Below are 15,890 nucleotides of genomic sequence, written 5' to 3' on the forward strand. Positions count from 1 at the left end.
CCTGCCGGGTCGCCTAATGAAAATCCCGGCTGCTGTGCAGCGCCCCGCCCAGGCGGCCCAGCAGCGGGGTCAGGTCTTTGAAGCGCTGGGCGACCAGGTGGCGCACGGCGGGCACCCCAGGCGCTGCGCCCTGCCCCCCGGCCGATGGCGGCACCGGCCCGGTAGCGCACTGCCACAGGCCCTGCACGGCCAGCAGTTGTGATCTGAGCAGCGCATCGCGCCACGTCTCGATCAACCCCGGCCAGACGATGACGTTGACCGGGCCGGTTTCGTCCTCCAGCGTCACAAACATGGTGCCTTTGGCGGTGCCGGGCCGCTGGCGCAAGGTGACGATGCCGCAGGCGCGCACGGTGCGGCCATGGGGCACGGCTTGCAACTGCAAGGCCGTGAGCAGCCGCCAGCGCTGCAGGCGCGGGCGCAGCAGGGCCAGCGGGTGGCGGCGCAGGGTCAGGCCCGTGGCGGCGTAGTCAAAGACGATTTCTTCCCCTTCGGGCGCCTGGGGCAGCTCCAGCGGCGCTTCGTTGACCGGGGCGTGGCGCAGCAGCGCAGGGGCGCGGTGCTGGGCGGCGGCGTCCCACATTTGCTGGCGGCGGTGGCCTGACAAGGCGGCCAGCGCATCGGCAGCGGCCAGGGCCTGCAGGTCGTGCCGATCCAGCGCGGCGCGCAGGGCCAGGTCTTCCGTGCTGGCAAAGCGGTGGTGCGGCGCCTGCGATCGGGCCTGCAGCAAGCGCTGCGCTGCATCGGTATGCAGCCCGCTGACCAGCCGCAGCCCCAGGCGCACGGCAGGCTGGGGCAAGGCGGCGGGCCGCACGCCCGGCAGGGGCCGGGGCGGCTGCAGCAGCTGCGCGGGCCCTTCCAGGGTGCAGTCCCAGTCGCTGTGGTTCACATCAATCGGCAGCACGCGCACGCCGTGGCGGCGGGCATCCTGCACCAGTTGCGATGCGCTGTAAAAGCCCATGGGCAAGGAGTTGAGCAGTGCCGCGAGAAAGCACGCGGGCTCGTGGCACTTGAGCCAGCTGCTGCTGTAGGCCAGCAGCGCAAAGCTGTAGGCATGGCTTTCTGGAAAGCCATATTCGCCAAAGCCCAGCATCTGCTGGAAGATGGCCTGGGCAAAGGGCAGTTCGTAGCCGTTGTCCACCATGCCGTCGATCAGGCGCTTTTCGAACTTGTGCACGCCGCCCGTGCGCTTCCAGGCGGCCATGGAGCGGCGCAGCGCATCGGCCTCGGCGGCCGAGAACTTGGCGGCGATCATGGCGATCTGCATCACCTGTTCCTGAAAAATCGGCACGCCCAGCGTGCGCGCCAGCGCATCTTCCAGCTCGGGCTTTTCCAGCAACAGTTTTTCACCCCTCCTGCGCCGCTCGCGCGCTTGCAGGTAGGGGTGCACCATGCCGCCCTGGATGGGGCCGGGCCGCACGATGGCCACTTGCACCACCAGGTCGTAAAACACACGCGGCTGCAGGCGCGGCAGCATGCTCATCTGGGCGCGACTTTCGATCTGGAAAACACCCACGGTGTCGGCGGCGCAAATCATGTCGTAGGTGTGCGGGTCTTCGGCGGGGATGTCGGCCAGCCGCCAGCGCGCGCCCCGCAGCGCGGCGCGCAGATCCAGGCAGCGGCGCAGCGCGCTGAGCATGCCCAGCGCCAGCACGTCCACTTTCATCAGGCCCATCTCGTCCAGGTCGTCCTTGTCCCACTGGATGATGGAGCGGTCTGCCATGGCCGCGTTTTCAATCGGCACCAGCCGCGACAGCGGCCCCTGCGTGAGCACAAAGCCGCCCACATGCTGGCTCAAGTGGCGCGGAAAGCCGTGCAGCTCGCCCGCCAGTTCCAGCCACAGGCGGGCGGTGTGCGTCGCCAGGGGCTGGCCCAATGATTCGGCCAGGGCCTGCAGCTTGTGGCTGGCCAGGTCTTCGTCAAACCAGTGGTGCTCTTTGGCAAACGCGTCCACCACTGCGGGTGGCACGCCCAGGGCCTTGCCCACGTCACGCAGCACGCTGCGGGTGCGGTAGGTGGTGACCACGGCGGCAATAGCGGCGCGGTCGCGTCCGTATTTGCTGTAGATGTACTGGATAACCTCTTCGCGCCTGTCGTGCTCAAAGTCCACATCAATGTCGGGCGGCTCCTGGCGGTCTTTGCTGATGAAGCGCTCAAACAGCAGGTGGGACCGGGTGGGGTCCACCTCGGTAATGCCCAGGCAAAAGCACACCGCCGAATTGGCCGCCGAGCCACGCCCCTGGCACAAGATGCCCTGGCTGCGCGCATAGCGCACGATGTCGTGCACCGTGAGGAAATACATCTCGTACTGGCACTCGGCAATCAATGCCAGTTCGCGCTGCAGCTGGGTGTGCACCGCAGGCGGCACGCCCTGGGGGTAGCGGCTGGCTGCGCCTTCGTAGGTGAGCCAGGCCAGGCCCTGAGCGGGCGTCATGCCAGGGGGCACGGCCTCTTGCGGGTATTGGTATTTGATTTCGTCGAGGTGGAAGGTGCAGCGTTGCGCAATCTGTACCGTGGCCTGCAACAGCTCGGGCGGGTAGATGCCTGCCAGCCGCACGCGCTGGCGCAGGTGCCGCTCGGCATGCGGCTGCAGCGCAAAGCCGCATTGCGCCACCGGCAGGCCCAGGCGCACGGCGGTAATCACGTCTTGCAGCGGCTTGCGCGAGCGCACGTGCATATGCACATCGCCCGCAGCCACCAGCGGCACACCCACCGCCGCGCCCGCCTGCTGCAAAGTGGCCAGCCACAGGTCGTCGTCGGGCTCCAGCAGCAGCTCGGCGACCAGCCAAAAATTCAAGCCAAATTGGGCTCTAGCGCTTGCTAATAAAGCGCTAACAGCTACAAAATCAGTAGCGTTTTGTACCGTGCGCTCGGGCACCAGCAGCAGTTCGCAGCCTTGCAGCTGCTGCACATCGCTCAAAGGCCCCATCTGGTAACTGCCCTTGGCCGCACTGCGCCGCGCGGCGGTGATGAACTGGCACAGATTGCCCCAGCCCTGCGCATTGCGCGCCAGCGCCACCAGCCGGAAGCCGGGGTACGCAAACTCGCTGCCCACGATGAGGTGCAGCCCCAGCGCCTTGGCCCGCACATGGGCGCGCACCACGCCTGCCACCGAACATTCGTCCGTCAGCGCCAGCGCGCGGTAGCCCAGGGCGGCGGCGCGCTCCACCAGCTCGTGCGGGTGCGATGCGCCGCGCTGAAAGCTGAAGTTGGAGACGCAGTGCAGCTCGGCATAGTCGGGCAGCGCCAGCATGGCCGGGCGGGCGGGTGCGGTGCCTTCAGCCATAAATGCCGTGCAAAAACCAGCGGTGCTGCCGGATGGGTGAGCCGCCTTCGGCGCTGGGCGGGGCCGATGGTGTCCGCTCACGAAACACCCACACATGCCCGGCGCGCTCGTTGTGGGCCACAAAGTAGTCACGCACCACCAGGCCGGGGGCGGGGTCGGCACCGCAGGCATTGGGGGGAGATTCGGGGGCTTCGGCAGCTTCCCACCACGCCGCTTCCAGCCGGTGGGGGCCCGCCAGCAGGCGCAGTGGCCCCTGGTAGCAAGGGCGGCTGCCCTGCACCGCCAGGCGTTGCGGCGGGCGCAGGAGCCAGGTGGGCCACAGGCTGGCGTCGGGCAAACCATGAGGCAAGACTTGAGATGCTGGGGCTTTGGCAGGGCCTGCCCCACCCGCTTGCAGCGCGTGGCTGGCGGGTTGCCAATGCTGCATGCGTTCGGGCCGGTGGTCTGCCACCAGCGCCACGCCTTGCACCTGCTCGGGCCCCAGGCGGGCCGACAGGCGCTCTACCAGCTGGTGCCAGCTTTCACTGCGGGCGTGGTCTTCGGCGCTGCGGCCCACCACGCCTGCAGGGGGGAGAAGGCTGGCGCTGGCCTGGGGCATGGGCACAGTTTGCAGGGCGCGCAGGGCAATCTGGTTGACGGGTGCGGCCAGCGGCGTGCGGGCCAGGTGCTCGGCCAGCAGGCGGCGCAGGTGGGCCAGGGCCTGCGTGGGCTGGGCGGTGCGCACGGGCAGCGCCTGCCAGGGGGGCACGGGCTTGCCGTCCACCTTGCGCAGGTCGTGGTGCCAGGCCAGTTCCAGCGCCAGCACGCCCTGCTGGCGCGCCTGCAGCCAGGCCTGCAGTGCTTGCAGCAAGGCGTGGGCCGACCACAGCAGCGCATCGGCCGAGGTGGCCAGCGCGGGCAGCTCGGCCGCCAGGGCGAAGGTTTCGGGCAGCTCCAGCCAGGTGTGCGTGTGGGGGGCATCGCCAAAGGCACAGTCCAGCGCATGCAAGGCCGCGGCGCCCAGCCGCCGCGCCACCCCATCGCGCGGCAAGGCGCGCAACTGGCCCCAGGTGTTGCAGCCCATGCGCGCCAGGCTGGCCACATGGGGGCGCAGCGCTGTCAGGGTGTGCAGGGGCAAATCGTGCGGCACGCGCCGGGGTGGGCGCAGCCCTGCCTGCTGCAGCCGCAGCAGTGCCAGGGCCTGGAACGATGTAGCGCCCTGGGCAAAAGGCGCGGGCGGTGGCTGTACACGGGGCGATGGAGACGCCAGCTCGGCCACTGGTGCAGGTTCGGGCGCAACGCCGGTTTCCATCGCAGGCGCACTGGCTTGCAGCTGGGCCAGCAGCGCCGCGCGGCCGCCCCACAGGCGCTCAGTCGTAGACACCTCCAGCAGCAGTGCCTCATCCACACGCGCCACCCTGGGGGTAAAGCGCAGCGCCCACCAGGCCTCGGCACCTTGTACCGTTTGCCATGTGGGCGTAGCACCGGGCACACCGCCCGACGGTGCGTGCGCGTGCAGGCTGGGCTCAGCACCCGCTGCCCCAGGGGCGTGGGCGCTGGGTGGGCGGGGTTCAACGGGTTGCGGGCACGGCCAGGCGATCCAGTGCATGTGCCACCCCCTTCCACCCACCGGCAGGCTCTTGCAAACCACCCAGCGCAGCACCACCCTCTCGCATCCCGAACGCAGTGGCCAGCGCCAATGCGGGCAATGCCGCAGGCGCAGCAGAAACGGGCAATGACCGCACAGGCGTTACAGGCGCAACAGCGCCCTGCCCTCGCCGCTGCTGGCTGCGCAGGGCGCCTGCTGCCAGCACCTGCGCCAGCCGGGCTGACCCCGCCGGCAACACCAAAGGCTGCGCCAGCGGCGGCCCCTTGCGCTTGAGCACCTGCACCTGCATGGCCAGGGGTTGGGTCACGTCTTCTTGCACCCACAGGCGCAGCGGCGCAGGCGATGCCTGCTGGCGCACCCCTGCCGGGCGAAACACCCACAGCAACTGCCCCATTTGCGCGGCGGCCAGGTGCAGGCGGCGCAGTTGCTCGGGCAGCGCCTGGGGCAGCCAGGCCACCACGGCCAGTACATCGCGGCAGCGCAGCGCCTGCTCGGCAGCCCACAGCGCGGCGGTGGCGGCTTTGCCGGTAGCTGCAGCCCCCGGCTTCACCTTGCACAATCGTGCAGGTGGCAGCCCTGCAGCCTGCAAGGCGGGGGCAAAGGGTTCGAACGGCGGGGCCACCAGCACCACGGCCCCCGGCCGGGCCGCCGTGGCCTGCGCCAGCGCGGGCTGCAGCAGTTGCCAGGCATGGCGGCTGGGGTCGGGCTGCAGCACCTCGGTCAGCGCACCAATGGGCCAGCCGCCACCGGGCAACTGCGCATCCAGCGCGCTGTGCCCCGTGGGCTGGGTGGGGGCCGAAGCGGCATCGCACAACTGGTGGCCCAGCCACACACCCTGCAAATGCACAGGGCCTTTGGCTGGCGCACCGCGCGGGGGTGCAAAAGACAAGGCAGACATGGCGGCGGCTCGTATGGTGGGTGGATCAACGGTGCTTCGTGCATCGCATAATAACTGTATTTTTATACAGTATTTAAACATTTCCACACCTCTTGCACCAGACTTTGTGGCCCTGGGCCCACCCACAACGCACCAGCCGTGCGTAACATGGCTTTGCGGCTGCCCAGCACTTTTTGAATTGCGCCAGTGGCGGCCCACCCTTTCTTTCACTCCAGGAGCATGTGATGAATCTTCGCTTTGTCTTGGCGGCTGTCGCCGTAGCCACGCTGGCAGGTTGTGCCAGCTACACCGCAGGCCCCACTGCCACCGCGCAGTTGCAGCCCACCCGGGGCAACACCACCGCAGGCACCGTGCAGTTTGCGCAAACGGGTGATGTGGTGAAGGTGTCAGGCACCATCACCGGCCTCAAACCCGGTGCCGAGCATGGCTTTCACATCCACGAAAAAGGCGACTGCAGCAGCGGCGACGGCATGAGCGCTGGCGGCCACTTCAACCCCGGCGGCAAGCCCCACGGCCACCACGGCAAGGGCGAACACCACACCGGCGATCTGCCCAGCCTGAAAGCGGACGCCAACGGCACGGTCAGCTTCAACTTTGAATCGCGCAGCATTCGCGTGGGCAGCACGGCCAATGACATTGTGGGCAAGGGCCTCATCGTGCACCGCGACCCCGATGACTACACCACCCAGCCCACAGGCAATGCCGGGCCCCGCCTGGCTTGTGCGGTCATTACTGTCAAATAAGCCCAGCGCGCTCTGCGCAGAGCAACGGCCTTTGGGCCACGCTACTGCCCCATAAAACAAGAAGCCGCTGCGAACACTGCGGCTTTTTCATGGGGCCAGGGGCACGACGACCGCAGCGCCGGCCATGACGTGGGTGCTCATCACCCAGCAGCCTGGCGCTGGCGCCAAAGCGCCTCGGCCCGCGCCAGCGCATCCACGGTGTCAATGTCTGTCACCACACCTTCGTCCTGCACCGGCACCGCCAGCCCCCGCCCCTGCTCTGCCCACTTGCGCACCACGGGCGCGGCGCCCTTTTCGCCTTGCAGGGCCAGCAAGTCGGGCAAACAGGCGCGCCCAAACGCCACAGGGTGCCCTCGCTCGCCAGCCAACTCCGGCCACGCCACCACGGCCTGCTCTTCCCGCAGCACCTGCGCCATGGCCTGCAACGTCGCGGGCTGCACCAGCGGCAAATCGCCCGGCAACACCAACCAGCCCGCAGCGTTAGACGTGTGACGCACCGCAGCCGCAATCGAATCGCCCATGCCAGGATGGCCCGCATCCTCCACATGCCAAGGCAAGCCACTGGCGCGCACGGCGTCCAGCGTGTGTTGCAACACGGGCTTGCCCGCCAGCAAGGCCTGCAATTTGTGAACGCTGCCGCCCGACGCTTTGAAGCGCTCGCCACGGCCAGAGGCGAGGATGAGGACGGTGGGTGGGTTGAGGGGCATGGAGTGAATGAGGAAAGTCTGGGTTGGAAGGCCAGTCAGATCATGGCATCACTGCGCGGCAGCGGCTGGGCCATGGCCGGCAAACTGCACCGCGTCCAGCCGGACATCTTTGCGCCTGAGGACGGCTAATGATAGGGAGCAAAGCGCCATCAGCGCAGTGTGAAATGAGGCGATGGCAGCGAACATACCCCGCTAGCGAACTTCAAAATTGATAGCTGCTTGCGCTTATCCAGAAAGCGCTAGCAGCCATTTCCATGCAACAGGATGGTTTGCAGAGCAATGGATGGCCTCGGTCTGATGTCAGACTTGTGCTCGACTACCATGGATCGACAGTTTCGGTCCGCAGCGATTTTGTTGCCGCGCCGCAGGGATCGGTCACTGGCGGCCCTTCAGTTACAGTCCTCGCCCTTCGGGTGGTACATCGGCTGCTGTGGCCGTGCAAACTGCAACTCGCGGAGATAGAAAAAATATGCTGTTAACCGATATAGCCGTCGAGCACACTGTGGTGTCCAAAAAGGATGGCGTTCGCCAGACTTTCTTGCTGCACCCTTTTACCGATACCCAGCGCGATTCGCTGGGCAAATTCGAGCTCGTTCGCGACGTCAGCCAGCCCGGATTCAAAGACGTGAAACGCTCCACCTTCGTATCGTTTCACCAATTGGCGGAGCTGTATGCGAAAGGCCTGCTCGAAGAATTCGGGTTTTCCGTTCGCATGTGTCCGGCTAAGGGCACCTACCCTGCCAAGCTGCCCGCCAAAAAGATACTGCCCACCAGCATCAAGCCCGGCTCTTCATTCGACCTGGCGGTGCAAAAGGTGGATATTGCCAAACCCGCCACTCGCGAATTGAGAACCGCCTTGCTTCGCACCAACGTCAAATTGGAAGCGTGACGGCGCTGATCAATCAAGGAGCCGATGTGAACCCCTCCATTGCTCATGCTGAACTCATCGCCACATTCAAGCGGACCGAGGCAGATGCTGCCCACAAATTTGGGCTGATTAAAGCGGCTGCCCATAAAGGCCCCAAGGCCATCCAAGCCGCTACTGAAACAGCGGCCAAGGCCGAAAAACGCAGGGACTCGTTTGCGAAAAAGCTGGCGGATCTGGGGGTGGACCTCAAGGATTAAGCGCCGCAAAGCCTACTGCGCGGCACCATCCATTGGCGAATGCCCACAACAGGCCTTGGTCGTCAAAATCATCTCTGTAATCTAAAAAAATCGGTAGTGCACCGATTTGCTTGATGTCCACATGAGGCAGCGAAAACGTTTTTGTTTTCAGATCGGGAAGATGTGGAGAGAGATGGGAAGCTGCTTTAGAGCGGCTAACAAAACTCTTCTGGCGTCGTTGCTGTGTCTTGTCGTACCGCTCGTACTGCCGACGACACAGCGCCTAGCCAGAACCGCTTCGCTGAGTTTTGTTAGCCGCTCTTAGGCTGACAGCAGCCGGTCATTTTTTCTTTGCCAAAGTCCGCTGATGCAGAAAGCGGACATCCGGCCTCACGCTCGAAGGACATTGATCAACGCCTTCAGTCCTGCGGAAAGATGGCGGTGACTAGGGTAGTACAGGTGCAGTCCGTCGTCTGGTGCGCACCAATCGTCCAAGCAACGAATCAGGGTCCCATCTTTCAAGTGCTTCATGATGCGGTTATCCCATACGTACGCCAATCCGCAGCCCTGCAAGGCGGCCTCAACCATCAACTCCTGACCATCCAGCGTGAGCGGGCCATCCACATCCACCTCCAAGGACTCTCCCTTGCGGGAGAACTCCCAATTGAAAATGGCGCCGCTTGGGAAACGGTAGCGGATGCACTCGTGCTGCTTTAAGTCCTCAGGCGACTTTGGCGGGAGAAGCCCTGTTCGCGCAAAGTAATTCGGCGCGCCCACTACGGCAAACCGAAGGCTTGGCTTGATGCGCACAGCCACCATGTCCTGCGACAACCGCTCCCCAAAGCGAATTCCGGCATCGAAACCCTCTTCGACAATGTCGATCAGGCGGTCCGTTGCCACCACATCCAAATGCAATCCTGGGTTCTGAGCCAGTAGCGGACCCATCACGTCCTTCAAAACAAAAGGTGCAATGGCACTGGGAAGGTTGATGCGCACGGTGCCAAACGGGGTGTCACGGAAAGCGTTCAAGCCATCTAGCGCAGCGCCGATCTGCCCAAACGCTGGGGTGAGATCAGCAAGGAAACGTTCACCGGCATCGGTCAACGCCACACTACGGGTGGTGCGATGAAACAAACGCACACCGACTCGCTGTTCCAGCTTGCGAATGGCATGGCTGATTGCCGAGGGGGCCACACCGCGCTCCACCGCCGCCTTGCTGAAGCTGCGCAAGTGGGCAACGGTCAGAAAGATCGACAACTCAGCCAGCTCAGCACCTTACATTTGTGAAATCAATTCATAAGCGTTGTCGAAATTGTGATCTTTATTAGATTGGTTGAAAAGCCCAAAATTTGGTCATTCCTCGTCGGGATGGCCCGATTTCCTTCAAATTCTTCTCAACGGTACGCATATGTCGAACGCTCAAATTCAGTCTCTGACCGGCAAAGTGGTCATCATTACCGGTGCCAGCAGTGGTCTCGGCGAGGCGACTGCCCGCTATTTGGCGGCTCGCGGAGCCAAGCTGGTGCTGGCGGCCCGCCGCACTGACAAACTGCAGGCTTTGGCCGCCGAACTGTCGGCCGCAGGTACAGACGTCCTGGTTCAGGCCACCGATGTGACGGACATGGCCCAGGTCCAAGCCCTGGCTGACGCCACGTTGAAGCGCTTTGCTCGCATCGACGTTCTGATCAACAACGCAGGCATCATGCCGCTGGCACCTCTGGCCAAGCTCAAGGTCGACGAGTGGAGCCGCATGATCGACGTGAACATCAAGGGCGTGCTGCATGGCGTTGCTGCCGTGCTGCCGACCATGACGGCGCAAGCGGATGGCCACATCATCAACATCGCCTCCGTCGCAGGCCACAAGCTGTTTACGCCCTTCGGAACCGTCTACAGCGCAACCAAGTTCGCCGTGCGCGTCCTGTCCGAGGGCTTGCGTGCTGAAGCACCTGCTGGCGTACGCACCACCATTGTTTCGCCCGGTGCTGTGGAGTCCGAACTGAAGCTGGGTAGCAGCGATGCCGACAGCTCGGCCGGTGTCCAGGCCTTCTATCAGGCCAACCAGATTCCCGCTGACTCGGTGGCCAGAGCCATCGCCTATGCGATTGAGCAGCCGGCCGACGTGGACATCAACGAAATCGTGCTGCGCCCGACCGTTCAAGACTTCTAAGCCATGGCCTAGTCCACCCTGTTCAGTCCTGTCGCGTTGCGCGGCCTCCGGGCGCGCAACCGCCTCGTGGTCTCGCCGATGTGCCAGTATTCGGCCGTCAACGGCTTCGCAATCGCGAGAGGGTCCGGCAGGCCATGAAATCCAACAAAGAATGAATTCAATCATGAACACGACCCTAAGCAGCATGCGCGCACTCATCCTCGACGACTATGAGGTCGCCCAGTTCCGCAGCGCCCAGATCGACATCCCTGCGCCGAAGGCCGGCGAAGTGCTGGTTCGCATCAAGGCCAGCGGCGTGAACCCCATCGACTACAAAATCCGCACCGGCAAAGCACTCTATGCCATGCCGGCACTTCCCGCCGTGCTGGGTACGGACCTCGCCGGCGTGGTCGAGGCCGTCGGCGAAGGTGTCGGCGCCTTCAAGGTGGGTGACGAGGTCTATGGTTTGACTGGCGGTGTGCGCGGCCTCCAAGGCTCGCTGGCCGAATTCGCCGCCGTCGATGCGCGCTTGCTGGCGCTCAAACCGAAGAACCTGTCCATGCGCGATGCTGCGGCACTGCCGCTGGTGGCACTGACCGCCTGGGAAGGTCTGATCGACCGCGCTGCCGTACGCCCCGGACAAAAGGTGTTGGTCACCGGCGGTTCCGGCGGCGTGGGACACCTGGCGGTCCAGTTGGCGCTTGCCCGTGGTGCCGAGGTCTATGCCACCGTTCGCAACAACGGCGCTGACATCGTGAGGAGCCTGGGCGCGACGCCGATTAACGTGGGCACGACCACGGTGGCCGAGTACGTCGCCAAGTACACCGATGGCAAGGGCTTCGATGTGATCTACGACACCGTCGGCGGTCCGGTTCTGGATGCGGCCTTTGAAGCCATCGCTCACTATGGCCATGTCGTCAGCTGCGCCGCCTTCGGGAACCATGCGCTTGCGACGGGGTCGCTGCGCTGCGCCACACTGTCCGGCGTCTTCGTGCTGCTGCCCATGCTGAGTGGCGAACTGCGCGCCCATCATGGAGACATTCTTCGTCAGGTGACGGAGCTGGTGGAAGCCGGCCGCGTGAAGCCCATCGTCGATGAGCGCCGCTTCACCCTGGACAGCGCAATGGCCGCCCATGCCCTGGTTGAACAGGGCGGCGCGGCAGTCAAGGTCGTCATCGACGTCGCGGCCTGATCACCATGGCACGCGTTGTCCGCTTTCACGAGCTAGGGGGGCCTGAGGTTCTCCGCATCGAAGAAGAGTCCCGCAGCGAGCCACTTGCTGCGGACGAGGTGCGCATCACGGTCAAAGCCCTGGGGCTGAACCGTGCCGACGTCATGTTCCGACGTGGTACGTACATCGAGAAGGCCGTGCTTCCTTCTCGACTCGGCTACGAAGCTTCTGGGCTGATTGAGGAGGTCGGCACAGAGGTCATAGAGTTTCAACAGGGCCAGGCCGTCAGCGTCATCCCCCCGATAGGGCTGGGTCGCTATGGCACCTATGGCGAATCCATCGTTGTGCCCGCACGCTTTGTTGCTCCCAAACCGGAGTCGCTCAGCTTTGAGCTGGCGGCTTCGGCCTGGATGCAGTATCTGACTGCCTACGGCGGCCTGATCGAAGCGGGTGGTCTGCGCCAGGGCGAGCACGTGCTGATTACGGCGGCCTCCAGCAGCGTGGGCTTGGCGGCAATTCAGATTGCGCGGAGCGTCGGCGCCATCCCGCTTGCAACCACGCTGGATCGCTCCAAGAAGGACGCGGTACTTGCGCTCGGCCCGGCCCATGTCATCGCGACACGCGAGGAGGACCTGGGCGAGGAGTTGCTGAAGATAGTCGGCCCGGATGGCCTGCAACGCGCTTTCGACGCCGTCGGCGGCCCTCAGGTCGAGGCAATCGCCGCCGCCATGGCACCGGGCGGCGTCATTGTGTCGCACGGCATGCTCGATCCGGCAGCCACGCCGTTCCCGCTGCGGCTGGCTCTGCGCAAGAGTCTGACGATGCGGGGCTATGTCTTCACCGAGACTGTGGAAAACCCCGCGAAGTTTGCCGCAGCCAAGCGCTTCATCCTCGAAGGTCTGTCGTCAGGCGCCCTGCACCCGGTCATTGACAAGGTCTTCGCCTTCGATGACATCGTCGAGGCCCATCGCTACTTGGAAAGCAACCAGCATATAGGCAAGGTAGTCGTGACGGTCTGAGTAGGCAGCTTCACCACATTCGCTACCGCTGGAACCATGCCCCAAGCTGGCTGCCAAACACCGCCACAGCAACTCCCCGCACGCCGAACTGGCGCAACCGAATGAGCCATAAAAAAGCGCCGGGCTTTTCCAAACCCGGCGCTCTACTTCCATCCAACCCGATCAAGCCAGCTTGAACGGCAGCTCGCGCGGCGTCTTGCCCGTCAACCTTGCCACAGCATTCGCAAACGCTGGTGCCAGCGGTGGCAGTCCGGGCTCGCCCATCCCCGTAGGAGGCTCGGCGCTGGGCACGATGTGCACGGCCACTTGGGGCATGTCGGTGATGCGGGGCACGGGGAAGTCGCCGAAGTTGCTTTGCTCCACCACGCCGTCCTTCAGGGTGATGGCGGCACCGGGCAGGCACATCGACAGGCCCATCAGCGCCCCGCCCTGCACCTGGGCTTCCACGCTCTTGGGGTTGACGGCCAGGTTGCAGTGCACGCCAGCGGTCACGCTGTGCAGCTTGGGGGTGCCGTCCTTGCTGACGGAGGCTTCCACCACATACGCCACCACCGAGCTGAACGACTCGTGCACCGCCACGCCCCAGGCGCGGCCTGCGGCGAGTTTCTTTTTGCCGTAGCCGGACTGGTCCACCGCCAGTTGCAGCGCCGCCTTGTGGCGCGGGTGCTTGTCGCCCATCAGGCGCAGGCGGTAGGCCACGGGGTCTTGCTTAGTGGCGCGGGCCACTTCGTCGAGCAGGGTTTCCATGGCGTAGGCGGTGTGGGTGCTGCCCACGCTGCGCCACCACAGCACGGGCACGTTGACCTGCGGGTGGTGTACCGAGAGGCGCATGGGGATGTTGTAGGGCTCTTTCATGCCCTCCACTGCGGTGGAATCCACCCCGTTTTTGACCATGAAACCTTCAAACGGCGTGCCTTTGACGATGGACTGGCCGACGATGACGTGGTCCCACGCCAGGATGTTGCCCTGGGCGTCGAAGCCGATCTCGGCGCGGTGCACGTGCATGGGGCGGTAGTAGCCGCCCTTGATGTCGTCTTCGCGGCTCCACAGGGTGCGCACCGGGGCGTTGATGCCTGCGGTGCGGGCGGCCTTGGCCACGCCGCAGGCTTCGACCACGTAGTCGCTGGTAGGGATGGCACGGCGGCCAAAGCCGCCACCGGCCATCTGGGTGTGCACCTTCACGTTTTGCGGCTGCAGGCCCAGCACCTTGGCGGCGGCCATGGCGTCCAGGCCGGGCATTTGGGTGCCCATCCACAACTCTGCCTTGTCGCCATCGAGTTTGACGGTGCAGTTCAGCGGCTCCATGGGCGCGTGGGCCAGGTAGGGGAAGGTGAACTCGGCGCTGATCTTTTGCGGCGCATTGGCCAGCGGGGCCACATCGGCAGGGATGGCGATGGCGCCGGTTTTTTGCGCCAGGGCGCGGTATTGGGTTAGCAACTGGGCGGTGTCGGGCCTTTCGACGCTGGCGGTGTCCCATTCCACCTTGAGCGCATCGCGCCCAAGCTTTGCGGGCCAGTAGCCTTCGGCAATGATGGCCACGCCTTCGCCGCCGCGGTCGGTGGGCACGCGCAGCACGGCTTTTACGCCCTTCACGGCCTTGGCTGCGCTGTCGTCCAGCAACTTGAGCTTGGCACCAAACACGGGTGGGCGGGCCACCACGGCCGTCAGCATTCCGGGCAGGCGCACGTCAATGCCGTAGTCCTGCTGGCCGCTGGATTTGGCCTTGGCATCGAGGCGGCCCGTGGGCTTGCCGATGATGCGGAACTGCTGGGGGTCTTTGAGGGTGACTTTCTCGGGCACGGGCTGCTGCATGGCGGCCTCGGCCAGCGCGCCGTAGCTTAATTTTTTGCCGCCAGGGCCCACCACAAAGCCAGCGTTGGTGCGCAGGGTGGATGCGTCTACACCCCACTGCGCAGCGGCGGCAGACACCAGCATGGCGCGGGTGCGGGCACCCAGCTCGCGGTACTGGGTGTACGAGTTTTTCAGGGAGTTGGAGCCGCCCGTGAGGTGCATGCCAAAGGCCGGGTCGGCATAGGCGGGGTTGGCGTCGCCGTGCACGCTGCGCACCTTGGCCCAGTCGGCGTCCAGCTCTTCGGCCAGGATCATGGGCAGCCCGGTTTGCACGCCCTGGCCAAAGTCCAGGCGGTTGATGGTGACGGTGACGGTGCCATCGGTGTCAATGCGAACAAAGGCCGAGGGCTGCTCGAAAGGCTTGAGCCCGGCAGGCGCTGTGCCTGCACCTTTAGCGGTGGCCACCAGCGGGTAAGCCCCCAGCGCAAAGCCGGATGCGGCTGCGGCCTTGAGGAAGGTGCGGCGTGCCACGCCTTCGGTGGCGGCGGCATTCGCTTCGATATTGATAGCGCCTTGCGCTTGATCCATCAGCGCTACCAGGCCTTTTGGCATGTGGGCGCGGGCGGTGTGAGCGTCGAAATGCATGGTGTTCTCCTGCTCGGTGTTCTTGGGAGGGGGTTGGATGTGGAGAGCGGGGCAAAAAAACTCAGCGAAGCGGTTCTGGCTAGGCGCTGTGTCGCAGGCAGTACTACCAGTACGACAAGACGCAGCAACGACGCCAGAAGAGTTTTTTTGAACCGATCAGGCCAAAGACTTGGCGGCGTCGTGGATGGCGGCGCGTATGCGCACATAGGTGCCGCAGCGGCACACATTGCCTGCCATGGCGGCGTCGATGTCGGCGTCGGTGGGTTTCTTCTTGCCCTTGAGCAGCGCGGTGGCGCTCATGATCTGGCCGCTTTGGCAGTAGCCGCACTGGGCCACGTCATGCTTGACCCAGGCGGCGTGCACGGCCTTGCCCACCTTGTCATCGGCGGCAATGGCTTCGATGGTGGTGATCTTCTGGCCCGCAGCGGCCGAGATGGGCGTGACGCACGAGCGAACGGGCGCGCCGTTCAGGTGCACGGTGCAGGCCCCGCACAGGGCCTGGCCGCAGCCAAACTTGGTGCCGGTCATGCCCAGCGTGTCGCGCAGGGCCCAGAGGATGGGGGTGGAGTCGTCGGCGTTGACGGCAGTATCTTTGCCGTTGATGTTCAAGGTGGGCATCGTGAGGTTCTCCGGTGGGGGATCAGCTCGCAGCCATGCGGCTGGGCAGCAAAATAGTGGCGGGATTAAATCCCAACCAGCGTTTTTCTGCTGGCAGTCGAGATTGCGTAGGGTCCATTCCCTGCCCTGCTCTTGCCCCAGCGCAGCGCGGGGCTGGCGCGTGCATTGCACAATGGC

The 15,890-nt window shown here is 65.0% G+C and carries 14 protein-coding genes; 7 read left to right on the forward strand and 7 right to left on the reverse strand.

Annotation, left to right across the window (positions count from 1 at the left end):
• Positions 1 to 13: 13 nt before the first annotated feature.
• From PQV96_RS09730 to imuA, 3 genes are read right to left on the reverse strand one after another with little or no spacing between them, the layout of a single operon-like run.
• Positions 14 to 3,283, reverse strand: coding sequence for an error-prone DNA polymerase (locus tag PQV96_RS09730; RefSeq protein ID WP_273625128.1), 3,270 nt, complete (start codon positions 3,281 to 3,283; stop codon positions 14 to 16).
• A complete protein-coding gene (locus PQV96_RS09735) occupies positions 3,276 to 4,871 on the reverse strand; it encodes a DNA polymerase Y subunit UmuC family protein (protein WP_273625129.1) in 1,596 nt (531 codons plus the stop codon). The genes PQV96_RS09730 and PQV96_RS09735 overlap by 8 nt, the downstream gene beginning before the upstream one ends.
• Complete coding sequence (gene imuA / locus PQV96_RS09740) at positions 4,834 to 5,769, reverse strand: translesion DNA synthesis-associated protein ImuA (protein ID WP_273625130.1); 936 nt, start codon at positions 5,767 to 5,769, stop codon at positions 4,834 to 4,836. The genes PQV96_RS09735 and imuA overlap by 38 nt, the downstream gene beginning before the upstream one ends.
• A gap of 224 nt (positions 5,770 to 5,993) precedes the next feature.
• On the opposite strand from imuA, the gene PQV96_RS09745 reads away from it, so the two are divergent.
• Positions 5,994 to 6,512: a superoxide dismutase family protein gene (locus tag PQV96_RS09745; RefSeq protein WP_273625131.1), complete on the forward strand. Its 519-nt coding sequence runs from the start codon at positions 5,994 to 5,996 to the stop codon at positions 6,510 to 6,512.
• A gap of 140 nt (positions 6,513 to 6,652) precedes the next feature.
• Here the strand turns inward: PQV96_RS09745 and PQV96_RS09750 are convergent, their stop codons facing one another.
• On the reverse strand, positions 6,653 to 7,219 hold the full coding sequence (locus PQV96_RS09750; protein WP_273625132.1) for a nucleotidyltransferase family protein: 567 nt from the start codon (positions 7,217 to 7,219) through the stop codon (positions 6,653 to 6,655).
• 3 nt (positions 7,220 to 7,222) lie between these two features.
• On the opposite strand from PQV96_RS09750, the gene PQV96_RS09755 reads away from it, so the two are divergent.
• The 3 genes from PQV96_RS09755 (at position 7,223) to PQV96_RS09765 (ending at position 8,344) form a co-directional block, all read left to right on the forward strand.
• The gene (locus tag PQV96_RS09755; protein ID WP_273625133.1) at positions 7,223 to 7,348 is read left to right on the forward strand and encodes a hypothetical protein; all 126 of its coding nucleotides are present in this window, start codon (positions 7,223 to 7,225) and stop codon (positions 7,346 to 7,348) included.
• 340 nt (positions 7,349 to 7,688) lie between these two features.
• The gene (locus PQV96_RS09760; RefSeq protein ID WP_207375132.1) at positions 7,689 to 8,108 is read left to right on the forward strand and encodes a hypothetical protein; all 420 of its coding nucleotides are present in this window, start codon (positions 7,689 to 7,691) and stop codon (positions 8,106 to 8,108) included.
• On the forward strand, positions 8,105 to 8,344 hold the full coding sequence (locus tag PQV96_RS09765) for a hypothetical protein (protein ID WP_337931934.1): 240 nt from the start codon (positions 8,105 to 8,107) through the stop codon (positions 8,342 to 8,344). The genes PQV96_RS09760 and PQV96_RS09765 overlap by 4 nt, the downstream gene beginning before the upstream one ends.
• Before the next feature lie 369 nt (positions 8,345 to 8,713).
• Here the strand turns inward: PQV96_RS09765 and PQV96_RS09770 are convergent, their stop codons facing one another.
• On the reverse strand, positions 8,714 to 9,580 hold the full coding sequence (locus PQV96_RS09770) for a LysR family transcriptional regulator (protein WP_337931935.1): 867 nt from the start codon (positions 9,578 to 9,580) through the stop codon (positions 8,714 to 8,716).
• Positions 9,581 to 9,731: 151 nt separating this feature from the next.
• Here PQV96_RS09770 and PQV96_RS09775 point away from each other — a divergent pair, with 151 nt between their 5' ends.
• From PQV96_RS09775 to PQV96_RS09785, 3 genes are all read left to right on the forward strand, one after another.
• Positions 9,732 to 10,490, forward strand: a complete 759-nt coding sequence (locus PQV96_RS09775; RefSeq protein WP_207375133.1) for an SDR family oxidoreductase — start codon at positions 9,732 to 9,734, stop codon at positions 10,488 to 10,490.
• Between the two features lie 163 nt (positions 10,491 to 10,653).
• Entirely contained in the window at positions 10,654 to 11,661 is a 1,008-nt protein-coding gene (locus PQV96_RS09780; protein WP_242638308.1) for a zinc-dependent alcohol dehydrogenase family protein, read from the forward strand.
• A 5-nt stretch (positions 11,662 to 11,666) separates the two neighbouring features.
• Positions 11,667 to 12,659 carry a zinc-dependent alcohol dehydrogenase family protein gene (locus PQV96_RS09785; RefSeq protein ID WP_207375134.1) on the forward strand — a complete coding sequence of 331 codons (993 nt, stop codon included), beginning with the start codon at positions 11,667 to 11,669 and terminating at the stop codon, positions 12,657 to 12,659.
• A 162-nt stretch (positions 12,660 to 12,821) separates the two neighbouring features.
• Here the strand turns inward: PQV96_RS09785 and PQV96_RS09790 are convergent, their stop codons facing one another.
• Both PQV96_RS09790 and PQV96_RS09795 read right to left on the reverse strand, forming a co-directional pair.
• On the reverse strand, positions 12,822 to 15,095 hold the full coding sequence (locus PQV96_RS09790; RefSeq protein WP_273625134.1) for a xanthine dehydrogenase family protein molybdopterin-binding subunit: 2,274 nt from the start codon (positions 15,093 to 15,095) through the stop codon (positions 12,822 to 12,824).
• Positions 15,096 to 15,251: 156 nt separating this feature from the next.
• Positions 15,252 to 15,713, reverse strand: a complete 462-nt coding sequence (locus PQV96_RS09795; RefSeq protein WP_207375136.1) for a (2Fe-2S)-binding protein — start codon at positions 15,711 to 15,713, stop codon at positions 15,252 to 15,254.
• Between the last annotated feature and the right edge of the window lie 177 nt (positions 15,714 to 15,890).

Origin of the sequence: Acidovorax temperans, assembly GCF_028596105.1 — a bacterium.
Taxonomy (GTDB): domain Bacteria; phylum Pseudomonadota; class Gammaproteobacteria; order Burkholderiales; family Burkholderiaceae_C; genus Acidovorax; species Acidovorax temperans.

Coding starts and splice junctions, on each gene's coding strand:
- PQV96_RS09730 (WP_273625128.1), bottom strand. CDS start 3,283: ATGGCTGAAGGCACCGCACCCGCCCGCCCGGCCATGCTGGCGCTGCCC.
- PQV96_RS09735 (WP_273625129.1), bottom strand. CDS start 4,871: ATGCACTGGATCGCCTGGCCGTGCCCGCAACCCGTTGAACCCCGCCCA.
- imuA (WP_273625130.1), bottom strand. CDS start 5,769: ATGTCTGCCTTGTCTTTTGCACCCCCGCGCGGTGCGCCAGCCAAAGGC.
- PQV96_RS09745 (WP_273625131.1), top strand. CDS start 5,994: ATGAATCTTCGCTTTGTCTTGGCGGCTGTCGCCGTAGCCACGCTGGCA.
- PQV96_RS09750 (WP_273625132.1), bottom strand. CDS start 7,219: ATGCCCCTCAACCCACCCACCGTCCTCATCCTCGCCTCTGGCCGTGGC.
- PQV96_RS09760 (WP_207375132.1), top strand. CDS start 7,689: ATGCTGTTAACCGATATAGCCGTCGAGCACACTGTGGTGTCCAAAAAG.
- PQV96_RS09775 (WP_207375133.1), top strand. CDS start 9,732: ATGTCGAACGCTCAAATTCAGTCTCTGACCGGCAAAGTGGTCATCATT.
- PQV96_RS09780 (WP_242638308.1), top strand. CDS start 10,654: ATGAACACGACCCTAAGCAGCATGCGCGCACTCATCCTCGACGACTAT.
- PQV96_RS09785 (WP_207375134.1), top strand. CDS start 11,667: ATGGCACGCGTTGTCCGCTTTCACGAGCTAGGGGGGCCTGAGGTTCTC.
- PQV96_RS09790 (WP_273625134.1), bottom strand. CDS start 15,095: ATGCATTTCGACGCTCACACCGCCCGCGCCCACATGCCAAAAGGCCTG.
- PQV96_RS09795 (WP_207375136.1), bottom strand. CDS start 15,713: ATGCCCACCTTGAACATCAACGGCAAAGATACTGCCGTCAACGCCGAC.